Genomic DNA, 19,566 nt, shown 5'->3' with positions numbered 1-19,566 from the left:
TCAGCCTGCGATCCTGCCCACCATTGCCTGCCCCGCTGCGCGTTGCCGCCTATAGCGCCGCTTCAGCACCACGCTCGCCACCAGCAAAGGGGTACCTGCAAGGATGCAGACCGCGCCCAGCATCGGCGGCCACAGCCCGAACAGGCTGTGAAGATTGAGCGCCGATGGCGTCAGCAGCAGCAGAAATCCCGCCGTCAGCAGCCACAATCCCCAACGGCGCGGCCGGACGGCGACCATGCGCAGTTCGTGCCGGTGCGCCTTGCGCCCTTCCTTGGTGGACAGATCATGATGCTTCATGCCCGACAGTAGAGCGGAAAAACGCTGATCCTGTCCAGCGCCCGCCAAGGGGACTTTCGCTTGGTGCCCGTTTCGGCTATCCAGTCGCGATCCCCGGGGGACCGCTCACAGGCGGTTGAGAGGCGGCTGATGTGGCTGCGACCCGCTGAACCTGATCCGGTTAAAACCGGCGTAGGGAGGGACGGCTTGTCAAAAACAATCCGCCCAACCTCCGCCACGCGCGACAAGAGGAGGACGGACTGCCGATGGATACGACTTCCGTCCTTAGCTTGCGCCTGGCCGAAGCGATCGGCCTTTACATGATCGTCGTGGGCATTGGCGGCTTTGTTGCGCCACTGCGCTGGCGCGCGATGATGGAGGAATTGGAGCGCTCACCCGGTCTCGTCATGGCTCTGGGTTTTCCTGTATTCACGGTGGGCGCTGCGCTCGTTCTTATCCACAGCATCTGGACCGATCTGCTTGCCATCATCGTGTCGCTGATCGGCTATATGGCGCTGATCGAAGGCGCGCTGCTGCTTGCCGTGCCGGGGCCGCTCATCAGGATCGGCCGCTGGTCGGTCAAATTCACTCGTGCCTGGGCGATCGCCAGCATCATCCTTGGCACCCTCCTCTTCCTCGCCGGCCTCACTGGCCGCGCCACCGCAATCGTCTGAAAGGAAAATCCATGGCCGACATTCCAGCTCGCACCGAAATGCGCGTCACCACTGGCCCCATCCGTGGCTCGCGCAAAATCCATGTCGGCCCGCTCAAGGTCGCCATGCGCGAGATCGATCTGGAGCCGGGCAGCGGCGAGCCACCGGTGCGGGTCTATGACACCTCTGGTCCTTACACCGACCCGAATGCGCGCATAGACATCATGGCGGGCCTGCCGCAACTGCGCCGTGACTGGATCATCGGCCGTGGCGATGTCGAGGAATATGACGCCCGTGTGATCAAGCCGGAGGACAATGGCCTCAAAGGTCCCGACCGCAGCGGCGGCGTCCAGCCCTTCCCCAACCTCGTCATACGCCCCTTGCGCGCCAAGCCGGGTATGAACGTCTCCCAGATGCATTATGCCCGCCGCGGCATCATCACGCCGGAGATGGAATATGTCGCCGAGCGCGAGAATCTCGGCCGCGCCCGCCTCGCCGAATTTGTCCGTGATGGCCAGGATTGGGGCGCGGAAATCCCCGATTATGTGACGCCCGAGTTCGTCCGTGACGAGGTCGCGCGCGGCCGCGCCATCATCCCCAACAACATCAACCACCCGGAATCGGAGCCGATGGCGATCGGCCGAAATTTCCTGGTGAAGATCAACGCGAACATCGGCAACAGCGCCGTCGCCTCCGATGTGGCGAGCGAAGTCGACAAGCTAGTGTGGTCGATCCGCTGGGGCGCGGATACTGTGATGGACCTGTCGACCGGCCGCAACATCCACGACACCCGTGAATGGATCCTGCGCAACTCGCCGGTCCCGATCGGCACCGTGCCGATCTATCAGGCGCTGGAGAAGGTCGGCGGCATTGCCGAGGAACTGACCTGGGACATCTTCCGCGACACGCTGATCGAGCAGGCCGAGCAGGGCGTGGATTATTTCACCATCCATGCGGGCGTGCGCCTGCCCTATATTCCGATGACCGCCAAGCGCGTCACCGGCATCGTCTCGCGCGGCGGGTCGATCATGGCGAAATGGTGCTTGGCCCATCACAAGGAAAGCTTCCTCTACGAACATTTCGACGAGATCACCGAAATCATGAAGGCTTATGACATCGCCTATTCGCTGGGTGATGGCCTGCGCCCCGGATCAATCGCCGACGCCAATGACGAGGCGCAGTTCGCCGAACTCTATACGCTGGGCGAACTCACCAAGCGCGCCTGGGAACAGGATGTGCAGGTGATGATCGAAGGCCCCGGCCATGTGCCGATGCACAAGATCAAGCAGAATATGGACAAGCAGCTCGAAGCCTGCGGCGAGGCGCCCTTCTACACGCTCGGGCCGCTCACCACCGACATTGCGCCGGGCTATGACCATATCACCAGCGGCATCGGCGCGGCCATGATCGGCTGGTACGGCACGGCGATGCTCTGCTACGTCACGCCCAAGGAGCATCTGGGCCTGCCCGATCGCGACGACGTCAAGGTGGGTGTGGTTACCTACAAGCTCGCCGCCCACGCCGCCGACCTTGCAAAGGGCCACCCGGCCGCCAAGGTCCGTGACGATGCGCTGAGCCGCGCCCGCTTCGAATTCCGCTGGCGCGATCAGTTCAACCTGTCGCTCGACCCCGACACCGCGGAGAAATATCACGACCAGACGCTGCCGGCCGAGGGCGCGAAGAGTGCGCACTTCTGCTCGATGTGCGGCCCCAAATTCTGCTCGATGAAAATCACGCAGGAGGTAAGGGATTTCGCCGCGAAGCAGAATCAGCCCGCGGACGCCTTCATCGCTGCGGAAGATGCGGAGAAAGGCATGGCCGAAATGAGCGAGATCTTCCGGCAGACCGGCAGCGAACTTTATATGGGCGCTGGCGACCGCGAGCGCGATTGACGGAACGGGTGAGCAGGTCGCGGCGCCTGCTCACCAACCTTCACCAGTGATGAAATCGCATTCGCGCGGGCGCCAAGGCTGGCGGGTCGCGGCGGCTTATCTATGTCGATGAGGAGTAGTCCTGCCCCAGAAACATCGATGATGGAATGAAAGTTTCTGGGAAATCTGGAGCGGGCGAAGGGATTCGAACCCTCGACCCCAACCTTGGCAAGGTTGTGCTCTACCCCTGAGCTACGCCCGCTCTGGCGGCCGGAGGAGATGTCCCTCTCGGCGGGTGAGGCGGGCAACTAGCAGCGCTTATTCACCTCGGCAAGGGAGAAATGGCGGGCAGCGTAAATTTCTTCAAATCGCTGTCTGCATCTGCATCCTGTCTTTTTCGGCTTGGCGTGACGCGGCTCGCTGTTAGTCTGCGGCCTGCATCTTTTCGGATAATCCAGGATCATCTTCGGCCGTGCTTCGTCATGGGATCGAGCCGGTAACAGGAGGAGAGGCTTATGACGTCCGACCATCTGACGCGCCGCGGCCTTTTGCAAGGGAGCGCGGCGGCCGCTGCAGCGTTTCCGGCCGTGGGTCAGGCGCAGGCTGCGCCGGGACGCCAGCCCCAATCGAGCAAGGGAGAGCCCATGGTTGCCGTCGAACTGACCGTAAATGGCCGGGAAGCGCATCTGCAACTCGACCCGCGCACCACGTTGCTGGATGCACTGCGGGAACATCTGCACCTCACCGGCACCAAAAAGGGCTGCGATCATGGCCAGTGCGGCGCTTGCACGGTCATCGTCGAAGGGCGGCGGATCAACAGTTGCCTGACGCTGGCGGTCATGCATGAAGGCGAGACAGTGACCACGACCGAGGGCCTTGGATCGCCTGAAAAGCTGCACCCGATGCAGCGCGCCTTCATCACCCATGACGGTTATCAGTGCGGTTACTGCACGCCGGGGCAAATCTGCTCGGCGGTCGCCATGCTGGAGGAGATGGAGGCTGGCATCCCCAGTCATGCAACGGCGAATCTTGAGAAGGTCGCCTTTAGCGACGCGGAACTGCGCGAGCGGATGAGCGGCAATATCTGCCGCTGCGCCGCCTATCCCAACATCATCGCCGCCATCCGCGATGCAGCAGGGGAGGACAACGCGTGAGACCCTTCAGCTACAGCCGCGCCGCGAGTCCCGAGGAAGCGGCGAAGGCCGCCGCCAGCATGCCGGGCGCCCGCTTCATCGCGGGGGGCACCAACCTGCTCGACCTCATGAAGCTGCAGATCGAAACGCCTGCCCATCTGATCGATGTCAATCGCCTTGGCCTGGACCGGATCGAAAGGACGCAAGACGGCGGCCTCAGGATCGGTGCGCTCGTGCGCAATACCGATTTGGCTGCCGACAAGACGGTGCGCCGTGACTATGCGGTGTTGAGCCGCGCCCTGCTCGCCGGGGCATCGGGCCAGCTGCGCAACAAGGCGACGACGGCTGGAAACCTGCTCCAGCGCACCCGTTGCCCCTATTTCTATGACACGCGCATGCCCTGCAACAAACGCAAGCCCGGCAGTGGCTGCGGCGCGTTGAAGGGGATCAGCCGCAGCCTGGCGATCATCGGCACGAGCGACGCCTGCATTGCCCAGCACCCGTCCGACATGGCGGTGGCGATGCGGCTGCTCGACGCCAATGTCGATACGCTGGCCGCAGATGGCGCGCGCCGGTCCATTCCGATCGCGGATTTTCACCTGCTGCCTGGCGATACGCCGCATGTCGAACATGTGCTGAAGCCCGGCGAACTCATCACTTCGGTCACGTTGCCCCAGCCGCTGGGCGGCGCCCATGTCTATCGCAAGGTTCGGGACCGTAGTTCCTATGCCTTTGCGCTCGTCTCAGTGGCGGCCGTTTTCGGCAAGGATGGCGGCGCACGCTTCGCCTTTGGCGGCCTTGCTCCCAAGCCCTGGCGGGTCGAAGCCGCAGAAGCCGCCGCGCCACGAGGAGCCGCTGCCGTGGCGGAGGCGGCGCTGGCCGGAGCACGGCCCACCGCGCAGAACGCTTTCAAGCAGGGGCTGACCGCTCGCACGCTTGTATCCGTCTTTCAGCAGAAGGAGGCCCGGTCGTGAAGTTCGACACGCCTGCCACCAACAATCCCATAGATCGCGGCCGCGTCGTCGGGCTTCCTCATGACCGTATAGACGGGCCGGCGAAAGTTTCCGGCACCGCGCCCTATGCCTATGAGCGTCATGATGTCGCGCCCAATGCAGCCTATGGCTGGATCGTCGGATCGGCCATCGCCAAGGGGCAGATCAGATCTATCGATCTGCGTGCGGCGGAGGCCGCGCCTGGCGTGCTCGGGATCATCACGCATCAGAATGCGGGGCAGCTCGGCAAGGGCAATATGAACACGGCGCATCTGCTGGGCGGGCCGCAGATCGAACATTATGATCAAGCGGTTGCTCTGGTAATCGCCGATACATTCGAAAATGCGCGCGACGCCGCAGAGCTGCTACGCATCGATTATGCGCCGGAACGAGGCCGCTACGATCTTGCCGCCGAACGCGGCAAGGCGGGCGTTCCACAGCCGGGCTTTGGCGGCGATCCCGACAGCAAGGCGGGCGATTTCGAAGGGGCCTTCGCCAAGGCGGCGGTGAAGATCGATCAACATTATACGACCCCCGATCAAAGCCATGCGATGATGGAGCCGCATGCGACCACGGCGGCCTGGAATGGCGACAAGCTTACGCTCTGGACCGCCAACCAGATGGTCGGTTGGGCGGTTGACGAAATGGCGCGTACGCTGAAAATTCCCAAGGCCAATGTCCGGGTTGTCGCGCCCTATATAGGCGGCGGTTTCGGCGCGAAGCTGTTCCTGCGCGCCGACGCGCTGCTGGCGGCGCTTGGCGCACGGTCGGTGGGCCGGCCGGTAAAGGTCGCGCTCGCCCGCCCGCAAATCCCGAACAATACGACGCATCGCCCGGCGACGATTCAGCGCATCCGTCTGGGCGCAAACCGGGACGGCGTCATCGATGCGATCGCGCATGAGGTCTGGTCTGGCGACCTGCCAGGCGGCAGTCCGGAACTGGCGGCGCAGCAGACGCGGCAGCTGTATCGCGGCGCGAACCGCCTGACGTCCCATCGCCTGGCCAAGCTTGACCTGCCCGAAGGCAATGCCATGCGCGCGCCGGGCGAAGCGGTCGGCATGCTGGCGCTGGAAGTTGCGATGGACGAACTGGCCGAAGCGTGCGGCGTCGATCCAGTCGAACTCCGTATCCGCAACGATGTGCAATATGATCCGGAGGCGGGGCCGCAGCGGCCTTTTTCAAGCCGCAAGTTCGTCGAGTGCCTGCGTGAAGGAGCGCAACGCTTCGGCTGGGAGCGGCGCAGCGCCAAGCCAGGACAGATTCGCGACGGCCGCTGGCTGGTCGGCATGGGCATGGCGGCCGCCTTTCGCGGAAATCTGGTCGCGCCCTCCGGGGCGCGGGTGGGCGTGGATGCGCGTGGTCATGTGATCGTGGAAACCGACATGACGGACATCGGCACCGGCAGCTATACGATCCTGGGCCAGACTGCGGCGGAAATGCTGGGCGTGCCACTCGATGGCGTGACAGTGCGGCTGGGCGACAGTCGCTATCCGGTTTCATCGGGGTCGGGTGGACAGTTTGGGGCCAACAGTTCAACCGCCGGCGTCTATGCCGCCTGCGTGGCGTTGCGCGCCAAGCTGGCCGAGGCGGCGGGCTTTCCGGCCGATCAGGCGCTGTTCGAGGATGGTCTGGTGCGACTGGGCAACAAGTCGCAAAAACTTGGCGCGTTGGCGGGACGCGACGGGCTGTGGGCGGAGGATCGCATCGAGTTCGGCGATCTCGCCAAACGCTATGCGCAGGCGACGTTCGGAGCGCATTTCTGTGAAGTGGGCGTCGATATCGATACGGCGGAGGTGCGCGTTCGCCGCATGGGCGGAGCCTTCGCTGCCGGACGGATTCTCAATCCCAAATCGGCGCGCAGCCAGGTCATTGGCGCGATGACGATGGGCGTTGGCGCCGCGTTGATGGAGGAACTGACGGTCGATACCCGCTTCGGCTTCTTCGTCAATCACGACATGGCCGAATATCTCGTGCCGGTGCATGCCGACATTCCGGAGCAGGATGTCTTCTTCCTGGATGAGCTGGACGATAAAAGCTCGCCCATGAAGGCCAAGGGCGTTGGTGAACTCGGCATTTGCGGCGCGGGAGCGGCCGTCGCGAACGCGATCTATAATGCGACGGGCATCCGGCTCAGGGACTATCCGCTTACCATCGACAAGCTGCTGGCGCGGGCGGACGGCTCAGCGCTCACTTGACGGCGCAGCCCCTTTCCGCTTGAGCCTTCCCATTGCCAGGAGGAAAGGGGAGGCTTAAGGCTGCGGCATGAAATATGCACTATCGTATATAATTTGTGCCATGCTGCCCTCGCTTGCCGCTGCCCAGCCGGGGGTGGGAGAGAGGCCCGAGGCCCGTATCGTCATCACCGGCGCGGGCCTACCGCTGCCGCCGGGCACGCCCGCTTATGGATCGGTAGTGATCGAGCGGGAGCGCCTTCTCAACAGCGCGTCGGGCCGTCTGGAAAATGTCCTGAGCGATGTCGCAGGCTTTCAGCAGTTCCGCCGCTCCGACAGCCGTTCCGCCAATCCGTCCGCCCAGGGCGCGACATTGCGGGCGCTGGGCGGCAATGCGTCCAGTCGCACGCTGCTGCTGCTCGACGGCGTGCCGATGGCTGATCCCTTCTTTGGCTACATCCCGTTTAGCGCGCTGACGCCTGAGCGTCTTTCCGGCATCCGGGTCACGCGGGGCGGTGGGGTGGGGCCCTTCGGCGCGGGCGCCGTCGCGGGAACCATCGAACTGGCGAGCGCCACGCGCGATCAGCTGCCGCTCATCGCCGCAAGCGCGCTTTATGGCAGCCGCGATTCGTCCGAGCTGTCGGCCAGCGTTTCACCCGATCTGGGCAGCGGTTATGTGACCCTTTCGGGCCGTTGGGACCGGGGCGACGGCTTTCAGACGACGCCCGCCGGTCAGCGCGTCGCCGCCACGGTTCCCGCTGCCTATGACGGCTGGTCGGCCAATCTCCGGGCGGTCGCCCCCCTGTCGGCCACGTCGGAACTGCAGTTTCGTACGACGCTGTTCCGTGACCAGCGCACGCTGCGCTTTCGTGGCGCGGACAGTATGAGTGAAGGGCAGGATGCGAGCATCCGCTATGTCTCTCGCGGGCGCTGGCAGGTTGATACGCTCGCCTATCTGCAGGCGCGCAACTTCACGAACATCGTGATTTCGGCCACGCCGCCCTTCCGCAAATCGCTCGATCAGCGCGCCACGCCGTCGACCGGCATTGGAGGAAAGATCGAACTGCGTCCCCCCGTAGGCAATGCTCACCTGCTCCGGATCGGCGCCGATAGCCGGTTCGCGAGCGGCGATATGTTCGAAAATGCCTATAATGCGAGCTTGCCCAGCAATCCCGTCACGGCGCGCCGCCACGCCGGGGGCAAGCAGCTGACCACCGGCTTCTTCGCCGAGGATGACTGGACGATCGGCCGTCTGGTGCTGACCGCAGGCGCCCGGGCGGATCGCTGGTCGATCAGCGATGGCTTCTTCCGCGCCACTGCGGCGGTGCCTGTCGCCAACGAATTTCCTGACCGCAGCGGGTGGGAATATTCCGGCCGCGCGGGTCTGCTCTATCGGATAAATGAAGCTTTCACCCTGCGAGGGGCCGCCTATACCGGCTTCCGCCTGCCGACCCTCAATGAACTATACCGGCCGTTCGTGGTGGCGTCTGCCGCATCCATGGTGACGACGCAGGCCAATCCCGCGCTCGCCAACGAAAAGCTGAAAGGGATGGAGGCGGGGGTCGATCTCATGCCCGTCGCCGGGGTCACGCTCGCGGCCACCGCCTTTTACAATCGCCTGGACAATGCGATCGGCAATGTCACGCTCAGCTCCTCGGTCGTGAACGGCCGAACCATCGTCGTGCGGGAACGGCAGAATATCGATCGTATCCTGGCCAAGGGCATCGAACTGACCGCGTCGGCCCGCGCGGGCGATTTTCAGCTGGCGGCATCCTATGCCTACAGCCACAGCAGCGTCCGCGCGCCGGGCGAGGATTTCGACGGCCTCACGCCCGCGCAGAGCCCTCGGCACGCCGCCAGCGCCACGCTGTCGTGGCAAGCTGCTAGGGGGCCGCAGCTTTCCACGACCTTGCGCTATGTGTCCCGGCAATTTGAAGACGACCTTCAGACCGACATTCTCCCTAGTGCGCTCACGGTCGATGCCGTCGCTCGAGTGCCCCTCGCGCGCGGGCTGACGGTTGTTGCGCGCGGCGAGAATCTCTTCGATGAAGAGGTGGTCACGCGCAATGCGGGGGGCTCGATCGATCTCGGCACGCCGCGCACCTTGTGGGTCGGATTGGCGCTAGCCCGCTGAACTGCGTGCTTCTTGCTCCACTTTAGTGAGGGCAGGCGCACCCTTTGCTACAGCGGCCGGAACGATCCGACTTGAGGCTGTGTGCGCGCGTTTTCAGATGACCCCACTGGGGTTCCCTTCCCCCAAGCACGATTGACCGAATTCCGTTCGCCCAGCCCGGCGGAACTGGAAATCTTTGCCAGCCTGGCAGGCCCTGTGCAAAGCGTGGCCCGCAATCGCACGATCCGGCGTGAGGGGGATAGGCCGCAATCCGTCTATATGCTGGTGGATGGCTGGGTCCTGAGCAGCATGACGCTCGCGGATGGCAGCCGCCAGATCGTGAAAGTCCACCTGCCGGGCGATATGTTGGGATCGCCCAGCGTCGCGCTCGACCGCGCGGCTGAGACGCTGACCGCGCTCACGCCCGTCAAGCTGCGGCCGATCAGCCTTTCGGCGCTGGGAAGCCTGTTCATGCGCACCCCGCACATGGCGGCGCTGCTATTCCTCAGCGCGCAGCAGGAACGGGTGATCCTCATGGACCGGCTCTGCTCGATCGGCCGCACCTCGGCCGAATGCCGCCTTGCCGCCTTTCTGGTGCATCTTCACGATCGCCTGAAACGTATCCGGCCGGACATGGGCCCGCGCTTTGAGCATCCGCTGACCCAGGAACAGATTGGCGACACTATCGGTCTCACCGCCGTCCATGTGAATCGGGTGTTTCGTGGGCTGGAGGAAAAGAAGCTCATCCTGCGCGACGGTCACAGCATCGAATTGCTCGACATCGCCGCGCTGCGCAGGCTCAGCGGTGTGTCCGCAAGGACGCTGGCGCAGGATCTCAGCTGGCTGCCCAAGCCCTTACACTGAGCCAGACATTTTTTCTCGCTGTCGATCAGGAGGAGGGGGGAAATGGTGCTGCCGGCGAGGATTGAACTCGCGACCTCAGCCTTACCAAGGATGCGCTCTACCACTGAGCTACGGCAGCACTTTCACCATCCGCAGAGCCTTTCGGGCTGCGGAGCCGGGCCTATGGCCGCGCGCGTCCCGCTTGTCAAGGCGGGTTGCGGCGGGCAGCGCAATTTGCTTATGGCGCGGCCATGACAAGCGGGCAGGACGATCGCAAGGCACGGCTGGCGCAGGCTCTGCGCGACAATCTGCGCCGTCGCAAGGCGCAGGCGCGCGAGGGGACGAGCGAATCTCCACCGCCTGTCTCCACGCCGAAGGATGAGGACGAGCGGGGGAGCTAAGTTCCGCGCCCCTCGATCACAAGGGTGCGCAGGCCGCCTGCAGCCAAGCCAGCGCATCGCCCTCCAATTGCGGTCCCACAATCTCGATCACCTTCGCATGATAGGCGTCGATCCACTGCCGTTCCTCGGCCGTGAGCAACTCGACGGCGATGGCGTTGCGATCGATCGGTGCGAAGGTCAGTGTTTCAAAGCCCAGCATCTCACGTTCCGCGCCGGGCACTTTGCGCCGTTCCACCAGCACCAGATTTTCGATGCGGATGCCATATTCGCCGGTCTTGTAATAGCCGGGCTCGTTGGACAGGATCATGCCGGGCTGCAGCGGTTCATCGCCGCCGCCAAAGGTCGCGATCCGTTGTGGTCCCTCATGCACCGACAGGAAGCTGCCGACGCCATGGCCCGTGCCATGGGCGTAATCCAGCCCCTCTGCCCAAAGGAACTGCCGCGCCAGCACATCGAGCTGGCTGCCCCGCGTGCCGGCAGGGAACTGCGCCCGGCCAAGCGCGATATGCCCTTTCAGCACCAGGGTGAAACGGTGCTTCATCTCTTCGCTGGGTCTGCCAACGGCGATTGTCCGGGTCACATCGGTCGTGCCGTCGCGATATTGGCCGCCCGAATCGACCAGGTAGAAGCTACCCGGCTCGATCCGACGGTTCGTCTTTTCCTCGACGCGGTAATGCACGACCGCGCCATTGGGGCCTGCGCCGCTGATCGTGTCGAACGACAGGTCCTCCAACAGCCCCGTATCCTTGCGGAACGCCTCCAGCCGAGCAGCCGCCGATAGCTCGTCAATTCCGCCGCCGGGCGCCTCTGTAGCTATCCAGTGCAGGAAGCGGGTCAGGGCTGCGCCGTCACGCGCCTGCGCCGCCTTGTGCCCCGCGATTTCAACGCTGTTCTTGACCGCCTTGGGTAGGACGGCGGGGTCGCGCAGCGGCAGCACTTTCGCGCCGCCCGCTTCCAACGCGTCGAAGATCGCGGCCACGGCCCGCTCCGGATCGGCTGCCACGGCCTTGCCCGAAAATGCTTTCAGCGCGTCGCCGAAATCGGCGCGTGGATGCACCCGCACGGCATTGCCCAGATGCTGCACCAGCGCCTCGTCTATCTTTTCCGGCGCGACATACAGGTCCGCCGTCGCATCGGCATGCACGACCGCATAGGCCAACGCGACCGGCGTGCGCGCGACGTCCTTGCCCCGAATGTTGAAAGTCCAGGCGATCGAATCGAGCGCGGACAGAACCACCGCATCGGCCTTCCGCGCCGTCAGCCAGTCCGCCATCGCCTGCCGCTTTTCCGCAGCGTTCTGCCCGGCGTAGCGATCATCGTGAACAACGAGCCTTGCCTCGCTGGGGGCAGGCCGATCGGGCCAAACCGCATCGATCGGATTGCTATCGACCGCCACCAGCGCCGCCCCGCGCTCCGCGAGCGCTTCGCTCGCCGCTTTCGCCCAGGCGCGCGTGTGGAGCCAGGGATCATAGCCGATCCGGCCGCCCTCGGGCGCATGGACGCCCAGCCAGGCCGCCACCGAAGTCTGCGGCACGCTCTCATAATGCCAATGCGCGGCATCGACCTGCTCGCGCACCTGCAGCGTATAGCGTCCATCGACAAAGATCGCCGCTTCTTCCGGCAACACCACCGCGCTGCCCGCCGATCCGTGAAACCCCGTCAGCCAGGCAAGCCGCTGGGCGTAAGCGCCGACATATTCGCTCATATGCTCATCGGTCAGCGGCACGACGAAGCCATCCAGATGCACGCGCACCAGCTGCGTACGCAGGGCCTTCAGACGGTCTTCATAGGTGGACATCGCAATTCCCTTGATCCAGAGCCCTTGCGCAAGGCGCTTCATAGCCAACATAAGCAGGCATATAGGCTTATGCCAGCATGTCACCGATCGAGAACTTGGACCCTGAATGACCGTCAACAGCACGCCCCCCTCCGCAGCCCGCCGTCCGCACAGCTTCACCCGCCACGGCATCACGGTGGAGGATAGCTGGGCGTGGCTTCGCGATCCGGGCTATCCGGATGTGAAGGACAAGGATGTCCTTGCTTATCTGGACGAGGAGAACGGCTTCTTCGAAAGCGCGATGCAGCCGCACAAGGCGCTGACCGACGGCCTGTTTGCCGAGATGAAGGGCCGCATCAAGGAAGATGACAGCTCCGTCCCGCAGAAGGATGGCGACTATGTCTATTGGCGCGCCTTCGAAATCGGCGCGCAATATCGCAAATGGTATCGCCGCCCCGTCGCTGGGGGCGAGGACCAGTTGATCCTTGACGAACCCGCGCTCGCGGAAGGCCATGAATATTTCCGCCTGGGCGCGCTTTCGGTGAGCCCGGACGGCCGCTACCTCGCTTATGCCATCGACAATAATGGGTCGGAGCGGTTCGAGGCGCGGATAAAGGATCTGTTCACTGGCGAAATCCTGCCGGAGGTCATTCCCGACACCCTGTCATCGCTTGTGTGGACCAGCGACAGCAAGGGTCTGCTCTACGGCATCGCCAACGACCAGTGGCGCACCGACAATGCGCGGCTTCATTGGCTGGGCCAGCCGGTGGAGAGCGATGTCGAACTGTTCCATGAGGATGATGACGGCTTCCGCGTCTCGGTCGGCCTTACCTCCTCGGAGAAATGGATCGTCATCGCGACCGGCGACCATGTGACGACCGAAAGCTGGCTGCTGCCCGCCGACAATCCGCTGGCGGAGCCGCTGTTGGTTTCCGCGCGCAAGCCGGGCCGCGAATATGATGTCGATGAGCATGAAGGCACGCTCTACATCCGCACCAATGATAGCCATCCCAATTTCCGGCTGGTGAAGGCGTCGCTGGCGGCCCCTGGGGAATGGGCGGAAGTGATCCCGGCGGACCAGCATTTTTACCTCACCGACTTCACCCTGTTCAAAGGCTTCTACGTCACCGAAGGGCGGCAGGACGGGCTCGACCAGATCGAACTGCGCGATTACGCGACCCATTCGGCCAAGCGCATTCCTTTTCCGGAAGCCAGCTATTCGGCCAGCCTCGACGACAATCCCGAATATGACGTGACGGAGCTGCGCATCGGTTATGAATCGATGGTCACCCCGGACACGATTTATGACTATCATCTTGGTTCGGGTGAGCTGGAGGTCCTGAAGGTCCAGGAAATTCCGTCCGGTTACGATGCCAGCCGCTATGCGACCGAAAGGCTGACGATCCCCGCGCGCGACGGCACGCCGATCCCGGTGTCGATCGTCTATCCCAAGGACCTGCCTCGCGACGGCAGCGCGCCGTTGCACCTTTATGGCTATGGCGCCTATGGCATCGCCATGGAGCCGGGCTTCTCCACCAGCCGCCTGTCGCTGCTCGATCGCGGCTTCGCCTTCGCGCTCGCCCATATCCGCGGCGGCGATGACCTTGGCCAGCAATGGTATCTCGACGGCAAGCTGGACAAGCGGATCAACACCTTCAACGATTTCGTCGATGTGGCGAAGGGCCTGATCGATCTGGGCTATACGTCGAAGGGCCGGATCAGCATTTCCGGCGGATCTGCGGGCGGCGAGCTGATGGGTGCGGTCGTCAACAGCGATCCCGATCTATGGGGCGCGGTGGTGGCGCATGTGCCTTTCGTCGATGTGCTCAACACCATGCTCGACGAAAGCCTGCCGCTTACGCCCGGAGAATGGCCCGAATGGGGCAACCCGATCGAGGACAAGGACGCGTTCGAGACCATTCTTTCCTATGATCCCTATAATAATGTGAAGGCGCAATCCTACCCACCGCTGATGGTGACGGCTGGTCTCAACGATCCGCGCGTCACCTATTGGGAGCCCGCCAAATGGGTGGCGAAGCTGCGCGCCACCAAGACGGACGACAATATCCTGCTGCTCAAGACCAATATGGGCGCGGGCCATGGCGGCAAGTCGGGGCGTTTCGAAAGCCTTCATGAGACGGCGGAGGAATTTGCCTTCATCCTGTGGCAGATGGGCGTGGCGGAGTGAACATATCCAGTTCTTTCTCGTTCGCCCTGAGCCTGTCGAAGGGCCTTCTTCTTCTAGGAAGACAGAGGAAGGGCTTCGACAAGCTCAGTTCGAACTGACGGGAGATTTAATGGCCTCCACCTACACCACCCAGATCACCGCAGGCCCCGAGCATATCGATGTTCTCGGCCATGTGAACAATGCCGTCTGGGTGCAGTGGATGGAGCAGGTCGCGACCGAACATTGGACCCGCGACGCCGTGCCCGAGCATCTCGACGCCTATGTCTGGGTCGTGACCCGGCATGAGATCGACTATCGCGGCAATGTGAAGGAAGGCGAGACGGTCACTGTACGCACCTGGATTCCCCAGGGGCCGCGTGGCGCGCGCTTCGACCGGCACATGGAATTCATCGGCCCGGACGGCAAGGTCAGGGTCGCGGCCAAGTCCACCTGGGCGATCATCGACAGGGAAAGCGGCCGCATCCTGCGTGTGCCCACGGAAGTCGCGGCCCCGTTCCTGGACGCCTGACTGTTACGCTTGCCGCTTTCTCCCGGAACTCCGTTCAGGGATGGGTCGTTCTCCGCCCCACCAACAGTGACAGGAGAGACTATGCGTAAGATCGGTTATTCTCTGCGCGCCTTTGCCGCTGCCTCGGCGCTTTTCCTCGCCGCCGGTCCCGCACTCGCAGGGGACGAGGAACAGGCGCTGAAGGCCATTGCGCAGGCGCAAGGCAAGATTGACGCCGCCGCCAAGCTGAAGACGGGTCAATATGATCCCGCCGTCCTGGCCAGGGCTCAGGCATCGCTGCGCCTCGCTCAGGAAAGGCTGAAGAGCGGCAAGGAGCAGGACGCCATCAAGGCTGCGGTTGAAGCGCAGGGCTTTGCGGACACGGCGATCGGGCAGAGCCAGGCCAGCGCCCAGACGGACGCGCAGGTTCAGGCATCGACCGCTGCGGCCGCGCAGCAGGACGCCGCTGCCGCCAATGCGCGTGCGGACGCCGCCGAACGCGCCGCCGCCTCCGCCGCGGCCGACGCGCAGGCAGCCCGCGCTGCGGCTGCGACGGCTCCCGTACCCGCCAGCACCACTGTGACCACGGAAACCGTCAAGACTGCGCCTGGCACCACCGTCCGCAAGGCGGCTCCCGCCAAGCGCAAGGTGGTGCGCAAGACGACCCGCGCGCCCGCACGCGCCACGGTGGTGGAAAAGACGACGACCACCGTCACCAACCGCTGACAGGAAACGGGACGGCTCCTGCTTCGTGCGGGAGCCGTCCGGTTCGCAAGATCAGAAAATTCCTACTGCGCCTTGCGCCCACAGAAGCGCGACCAGCAGCAGCAATCCGCTAGCCAGCAGGACGCGCCGCCGCCGATCCTGAATGAAGTGCGCCGCCAGCTCATAACTGCCCGCCGCGCCGACAAGCAGGGCTGCCGCTACCGCAAAGTCGAAGCTGGTCCAGCGCACCTCGTCGGTGAACTGCATCGCCACCAGCGGAGCCAGCAGGATCAGGGCGATCACCGCCCAGGACAGATACCGCCAGTTCAATCTGATCCCGCGCTCCATCATCCGTCCCCTCACTACACCGGCGCTGCTGTTTCTGCGGCGTAACCCACAACGGCGGGCTCCGCATCGCCTTCGCTGCGCTCCGACGCCTGGCGCGCCCACATGGCGGCATAGAGCCCATCGGCCCGCACCAGATCCGCATGCCGTCCGCGCTCGACGACCCGGCCTTGATCCAGCACGATGATCTCGTCCGCGTCCACTACCGTCGAAAGCCGATGCGCCACGACCAGCGTCGTTCTTTTGCGCGATATATTGCGCAGCACGGCCTGGATCTCGGTCTCGGTGCGGCTGTCGAGCGCGCTCGTCGCCTCGTCCAGCACCAGCACCGGCGGGTCCTTCAGCAGCGTCCGCGCGATCGCCACGCGCTGCTTTTCGCCGCCCGACAGCTTCAGGCCCCGCTCACCCACCCGCGTGGCATAGCCCTGCGGCAAGCGCATGATGAAATCATGGATGGACGCCGCCTTGGCTGCTTTCTCGATCTCGGCCTGCGTGGCGTCGGCGCGGCCATAGCCGATATTATAGCCGACCGTGTCGTTGAACAGCACCATGTCCTGCGGCACGATCCCGATCGCGGCGCGCAGCGATGCCTGCGTCACGCGTGAAATATCCTGCCCGTCGATCAGGATGCGCCCAGCCTGGATGTCGTAGAAACGGAAGAGCGTCCGCGCGATCGTGGACTTTCCCGCGCCCGACGGTCCGACGATCGCCAATGTCTTGCCGGCGGGCACCGTGAAGCTCACATCATGCAATATCTCGCGATCGGCGTCATAGCCAAAGCGCACATGCTCAAACCGCACTTCACCGCCATGTGTGTGCAGCATGGGCGCATCCGGCGCGTCGCCAATCTCCGCCGGTGTGTCGATCAGCTTGTACATCGCCTCCATGTCGATGACGCCCTGCCGGATGGTGCGATAGACCATGCCCAGCAGATCGAGCGGCCGGAACAGCTGGGCCAGCAGCGTATTCACCAGCACCACGTCGCCAGTGGTGAAGCTGCCCCGGCTCCATCCCCACACCGTATAGCCCATCGCCCCGGCCATCATGAGGTTGGTGATCAGCGACTGGCCGATGTTCAGCCAGGCGAGGCTATTCTCCGACTTCACCGCCGCTTCGGCATAGCGCCGCATCGCCGTGCCGTAACGCGCCGCCTCCCGCTCCTCTGCGCCGAAATATTTGACCGTCTCGAAATTCAGCAGGCTATCGACTGCATGCGCGACCGCATTGGTGTCCATGTCCACCATGTCGCGCCGAAGCTGGTTGCGCCATTCGGTGATCGTGCGGGTGAACCAGATGTAGAGCGCGACCATCGCCAGCGTCGCCGCGACCAGGCCGGGGCCGAATTTCACGAAGAAGATGATGCAGACCGCCGCCAGTTCCAGCACCGTGGGCGCGATGTTGAACAGCAGGAAGTAGAGCATCGTGTCGATGCTCTTCGTCCCACGCTCGACGATCTTGGTGACCGCGCCGGTCCGCCGGTCGAGGTGGAAGCGCAGCGACAGGCGGTGGAGATGGACGAACACATCGTCCGACAGCCGCCGCCCGGCTTCCTGCCCGACGCGTTCGAACACCGCATTACGCAGATTGTCGAACAGCACGCTGCCAAAACGCGCGCCCGCATAGGCGACCACCAGCGCGACCGCGAGCCCGGCGGCGGGCTCCATCCCCGGCGCCATCCGGTCCACCGCGCCCTTATAGGCAAAGGGCATGGCAAGGCTGACGACCTTCGCCAGCAGGACCAGCAGCATGGCGATGGTGACACGCCGTCGCAGCGCCGGCGCATCGGCTGGCCAGAGATAGGGTAGAAAACGCCGCAGCGTCGCCCAGACGGGGGGGAGTGGTGTGTTGTCAGGGGTGGATGGCGGCATGGGGGCTATGTAGGTCCGAAGTGCCTACCCCACAATAAGCCCCTCCCGCTGGTGGAGCGGAAGGGGAGGGTGCGATTGCGCAGCAATCGCCAGCAACGTCTCTACCAATCCAGCGGTCGCTTCGCTCGCCGACCCACCCAACCCTTCAAACGAGTCACGCGCCTCGTTTGAACTTGAAAGGGAGGGGTGCGGATCAATCCCGCAGCAATTCGTTGATCCCCGTTTTCGACCGCGTCTGCGCGTCCACCCGCTTCACGATGACCGCGCAGTAGAGGCTCGGCCCAGGCGTGCCGTCAGGCAGCGGCTTGCCCGGCAGGTTGCCTGGCACGACCACCGAATAAGGCGGCACTTCGCCCATGAAGACCTCGCCGGTGGTGCGGTCGATGATCTTGGTGGACTGGCCGATGAACACGCCCATCGACAGCACCGAGCCCTTGCCGATGCGCACGCCTTCGACCACTTCGGAACGCGCGCCGATGAAGCAGTTATCTTCGATGATGACCGGGTCTGCCTGCAGCGGTTCCAGTACGCCACCGATGCCGACGCCGCCCGAAAGGTGCACATTCTTACCGATCTGCGCGCAGCTGCCGACCGTCACCCAGGTATCGACCATCGTCCCTTCATCGACGAACGCGCCGATGTTCACGAAGCTCGGCATCAGGATGACGTTCTTCGCGATATGCGCGCCCGCGCGAGCGAACGAACCCGGCACCGCGCGGAAACCGGCAGCGCGAAAAGCGGCTTCGTCCCAGCCTGCGAACTTGCTAGGCACCTTGTCCCACCAATGGCCCGCACCCGGGCCATTATCGATCATGACATTGTCGTTGAGGCGGAAGGAGAGCAGCACCGCCTTCTTCAGCCACTGATTGACCTGCCAACCGTCGCCCGTGGGCTCCGCTACGCGCGCCGCGCCGCTGTCCAGCATCGCCAGCGCCTTGTCCACGGCCTGGCGCACCGCACCCTGCGTGGAAACGCTCACATTGGCCCGGTCCTCCCAGGCGGCGTCGATGGTGGCGATCAGATCTTGGCTCATGGTCTTTCCCCAATGATGTCGGCCAGGAATGGCGTCAGATGGTCGGTTTCAAAATCGATGAAGTCCGGATGATGCTCGTGATTGCCCGCTTCGGAGCCATTATTCACCCAGATGGTTGTCATGCCGATCGCCTTGGCGGGCTTCAGGTTGCGCGCCATATCCTCGAAAAAGGCGGCGCGCGTCGGGTTGACGCCATGCACGCGGCACAGTTCGGCATAGCCCGACGGATCGGGCTTGGGCACATATTGGCAGGCATGGATGTCGTGGATCAGCTCGAACGCGCCGGAAAGGCCCAGCTTGTCCAGCACGCGCCCCGCATAAGCCGCATCGCCATTGGTGAAGATCAGGCGGCGGCCGGTCAGGGCGGTGATATAGGCGTTCAGCGCCTCGTCCACCTCAAGCCGATCCATCGAAATGTCATGGACATAGTCGAGGAAAGCACGCGGCTCGATGCCGTGATGGTGCATCAGGCCCGACAGCGTCGTCCCATGCTCCATGAAATAGCGCTTCTGCGTGGCCTTCGCGACATCAGGGTCGCAGCCGAGTAGCCCCTGGATGAACTCGCCCATCTTGACGTCGATCAGCGCGAACAGGTCCGCCTTCGCCGGATACAGCGTATTGTCCAGATCGAAGATCCAGCAATCGACATGGGCAAGTTCTGCGCGCATGGCCGCGCCCTAATCCTGTGCGGCAGGGAGGGCAAGTGACTA

The 19,566-nt window shown here is 64.0% G+C and carries 17 protein-coding genes, 2 tRNA genes and 1 riboswitch; of the genes, 11 read left to right on the top strand and 8 right to left on the bottom strand.

Features of this window, described 5'->3' with window-relative positions:
- Complete coding sequence (locus tag ACFO3E_RS13515; RefSeq protein WP_066526178.1) at positions 1-297, bottom strand: hypothetical protein; 297 nt, start codon at positions 295-297, stop codon at positions 1-3.
- Between the two features lie 84 nt (positions 298-381).
- A riboswitch (TPP riboswitch) is annotated at positions 382-492 on the top strand.
- Positions 493-542: 50 nt separating this feature from the next.
- Here ACFO3E_RS13515 and ACFO3E_RS13510 point away from each other — a divergent pair.
- Complete coding sequence (locus ACFO3E_RS13510) at positions 543-950, top strand: DUF2065 family protein (protein ID WP_066528972.1); 408 nt, start codon at positions 543-545, stop codon at positions 948-950.
- Positions 951-961: 11 nt separating this feature from the next.
- Positions 962-2,821 carry a phosphomethylpyrimidine synthase ThiC gene (gene thiC / locus ACFO3E_RS13505; RefSeq protein WP_066526183.1) on the top strand — a complete coding sequence of 620 codons (1,860 nt, stop codon included), beginning with the start codon at positions 962-964 and terminating at the stop codon, positions 2,819-2,821.
- Between the two features lie 166 nt (positions 2,822-2,987).
- Here thiC and ACFO3E_RS13500 read toward each other — a convergent pair.
- Positions 2,988-3,062, bottom strand: a tRNA-Gly gene (locus ACFO3E_RS13500).
- A 253-nt stretch (positions 3,063-3,315) separates the two neighbouring features.
- Between ACFO3E_RS13500 and paoA the strand changes: the two genes are divergently transcribed.
- The 5 genes from paoA (at position 3,316) to ACFO3E_RS13475 (ending at position 10,073) form a co-directional block, all read left to right on the top strand.
- On the top strand, positions 3,316-3,954 hold the full coding sequence (paoA, locus tag ACFO3E_RS13495) for an aldehyde dehydrogenase iron-sulfur subunit PaoA (RefSeq protein WP_066526185.1): 639 nt from the start codon (positions 3,316-3,318) through the stop codon (positions 3,952-3,954).
- Complete coding sequence (locus ACFO3E_RS13490) at positions 3,951-4,907, top strand: FAD binding domain-containing protein (protein ID WP_066526187.1); 957 nt, start codon at positions 3,951-3,953, stop codon at positions 4,905-4,907. Before paoA ends, ACFO3E_RS13490 begins: the two co-directional genes overlap by 4 nt.
- Positions 4,904-7,120, top strand: a complete 2,217-nt coding sequence (gene paoC / locus ACFO3E_RS13485) for an aldehyde oxidoreductase molybdenum-binding subunit PaoC (protein WP_066526189.1) — start codon at positions 4,904-4,906, stop codon at positions 7,118-7,120. The genes ACFO3E_RS13490 and paoC overlap by 4 nt, the downstream gene beginning before the upstream one ends.
- Positions 7,121-7,220: 100 nt before the next feature.
- A complete protein-coding gene (locus tag ACFO3E_RS13480) occupies positions 7,221-9,230 on the top strand; it encodes a TonB-dependent receptor (protein ID WP_225870516.1) in 2,010 nt (669 codons plus the stop codon).
- Between the two features lie 132 nt (positions 9,231-9,362).
- Positions 9,363-10,073: a Crp/Fnr family transcriptional regulator gene (locus tag ACFO3E_RS13475; RefSeq protein WP_197486249.1), complete on the top strand. Its 711-nt coding sequence runs from the start codon at positions 9,363-9,365 to the stop codon at positions 10,071-10,073.
- 43 nt (positions 10,074-10,116) lie between these two features.
- Here the strand turns inward: ACFO3E_RS13475 and ACFO3E_RS13470 are convergent.
- Positions 10,117-10,191, bottom strand: a tRNA-Thr gene (locus ACFO3E_RS13470).
- A gap of 112 nt (positions 10,192-10,303) precedes the next feature.
- On the opposite strand from ACFO3E_RS13470, the gene ACFO3E_RS13465 reads away from it, so the two are divergent.
- The gene (locus tag ACFO3E_RS13465; protein ID WP_197486250.1) at positions 10,304-10,453 is read left to right on the top strand and encodes a hypothetical protein; all 150 of its coding nucleotides are present in this window, start codon (positions 10,304-10,306) and stop codon (positions 10,451-10,453) included.
- Between the two features lie 16 nt (positions 10,454-10,469).
- Here ACFO3E_RS13465 and ACFO3E_RS13460 read toward each other — a convergent pair whose 3' ends face one another.
- Positions 10,470-12,251: an aminopeptidase P family protein gene (locus tag ACFO3E_RS13460; RefSeq protein WP_066528977.1), complete on the bottom strand. Its 1,782-nt coding sequence runs from the start codon at positions 12,249-12,251 to the stop codon at positions 10,470-10,472.
- Between the two features lie 106 nt (positions 12,252-12,357).
- Between ACFO3E_RS13460 and ACFO3E_RS13455 the strand changes: the two genes are divergently transcribed.
- The 3 genes from ACFO3E_RS13455 (at position 12,358) to ACFO3E_RS13445 (ending at position 15,631) form a co-directional block, all read left to right on the top strand.
- Positions 12,358-14,418, top strand: a complete 2,061-nt coding sequence (locus ACFO3E_RS13455) for a S9 family peptidase (protein WP_066526194.1) — start codon at positions 12,358-12,360, stop codon at positions 14,416-14,418.
- 109 nt (positions 14,419-14,527) lie between these two features.
- On the top strand, positions 14,528-14,926 hold the full coding sequence (locus ACFO3E_RS13450) for an acyl-CoA thioesterase (protein WP_066526197.1): 399 nt from the start codon (positions 14,528-14,530) through the stop codon (positions 14,924-14,926).
- 81 nt (positions 14,927-15,007) lie between these two features.
- Positions 15,008-15,631, top strand: coding sequence for a hypothetical protein (locus ACFO3E_RS13445; protein ID WP_380805396.1), 624 nt, complete (start codon positions 15,008-15,010; stop codon positions 15,629-15,631).
- 51 nt (positions 15,632-15,682) lie between these two features.
- Here the strand turns inward: ACFO3E_RS13445 and ACFO3E_RS13440 are convergent, their stop codons facing one another.
- The 4 genes from ACFO3E_RS13440 to ACFO3E_RS13425 form a co-directional block, all read right to left on the bottom strand.
- A complete protein-coding gene (locus ACFO3E_RS13440) occupies positions 15,683-15,940 on the bottom strand; it encodes a hypothetical protein (protein WP_380805395.1) in 258 nt (85 codons plus the stop codon).
- 32 nt (positions 15,941-15,972) lie between these two features.
- Positions 15,973-17,823: an ABCB family ABC transporter ATP-binding protein/permease gene (locus tag ACFO3E_RS13435; RefSeq protein ID WP_066526207.1), complete on the bottom strand. Its 1,851-nt coding sequence runs from the start codon at positions 17,821-17,823 to the stop codon at positions 15,973-15,975.
- A gap of 193 nt (positions 17,824-18,016) precedes the next feature.
- Positions 18,017-18,856, bottom strand: a complete 840-nt coding sequence (gene dapD / locus ACFO3E_RS13430; RefSeq protein WP_066526213.1) for a 2,3,4,5-tetrahydropyridine-2,6-dicarboxylate N-succinyltransferase — start codon at positions 18,854-18,856, stop codon at positions 18,017-18,019.
- Positions 18,853-19,524 carry a pyrimidine 5'-nucleotidase gene (locus tag ACFO3E_RS13425; RefSeq protein ID WP_066526215.1) on the bottom strand — a complete coding sequence of 224 codons (672 nt, stop codon included), beginning with the start codon at positions 19,522-19,524 and terminating at the stop codon, positions 18,853-18,855. Before ACFO3E_RS13425 ends, dapD begins: the two co-directional genes overlap by 4 nt.
- Between the last annotated feature and the right edge of the window lie 42 nt (positions 19,525-19,566).

Origin of the sequence: Sphingobium tyrosinilyticum (assembly GCF_042654265.1) — a bacterium.
In the GTDB taxonomy this organism is placed as follows: Bacteria; Pseudomonadota; Alphaproteobacteria; order Sphingomonadales; family Sphingomonadaceae; genus Sphingobium; species Sphingobium tyrosinilyticum.
This window is presented reverse-complemented; position numbering and strand designations above follow the sequence as displayed.

Coding starts and splice junctions, on each gene's coding strand:
- ACFO3E_RS13515 (WP_066526178.1), bottom strand. CDS start 297: ATGAAGCATCATGATCTGTCCACCAAGGAAGGGCGCAAGGCGCACCGG.
- ACFO3E_RS13510 (WP_066528972.1), top strand. CDS start 543: ATGGATACGACTTCCGTCCTTAGCTTGCGCCTGGCCGAAGCGATCGGC.
- thiC (WP_066526183.1), top strand. CDS start 962: ATGGCCGACATTCCAGCTCGCACCGAAATGCGCGTCACCACTGGCCCC.
- paoA (WP_066526185.1), top strand. CDS start 3,316: ATGACGTCCGACCATCTGACGCGCCGCGGCCTTTTGCAAGGGAGCGCG.
- ACFO3E_RS13480 (WP_225870516.1), top strand. CDS start 7,221: ATGCTGCCCTCGCTTGCCGCTGCCCAGCCGGGGGTGGGAGAGAGGCCC.
- ACFO3E_RS13465 (WP_197486250.1), top strand. CDS start 10,304: ATGACAAGCGGGCAGGACGATCGCAAGGCACGGCTGGCGCAGGCTCTG.
- ACFO3E_RS13460 (WP_066528977.1), bottom strand. CDS start 12,251: ATGTCCACCTATGAAGACCGTCTGAAGGCCCTGCGTACGCAGCTGGTG.
- ACFO3E_RS13455 (WP_066526194.1), top strand. CDS start 12,358: ATGACCGTCAACAGCACGCCCCCCTCCGCAGCCCGCCGTCCGCACAGC.
- ACFO3E_RS13450 (WP_066526197.1), top strand. CDS start 14,528: ATGGCCTCCACCTACACCACCCAGATCACCGCAGGCCCCGAGCATATC.
- ACFO3E_RS13445 (WP_380805396.1), top strand. CDS start 15,008: ATGCGTAAGATCGGTTATTCTCTGCGCGCCTTTGCCGCTGCCTCGGCG.
- ACFO3E_RS13435 (WP_066526207.1), bottom strand. CDS start 17,823: ATGCCGCCATCCACCCCTGACAACACACCACTCCCCCCCGTCTGGGCG.
- dapD (WP_066526213.1), bottom strand. CDS start 18,856: ATGAGCCAAGATCTGATCGCCACCATCGACGCCGCCTGGGAGGACCGG.
- ACFO3E_RS13425 (WP_066526215.1), bottom strand. CDS start 19,524: ATGCGCGCAGAACTTGCCCATGTCGATTGCTGGATCTTCGATCTGGAC.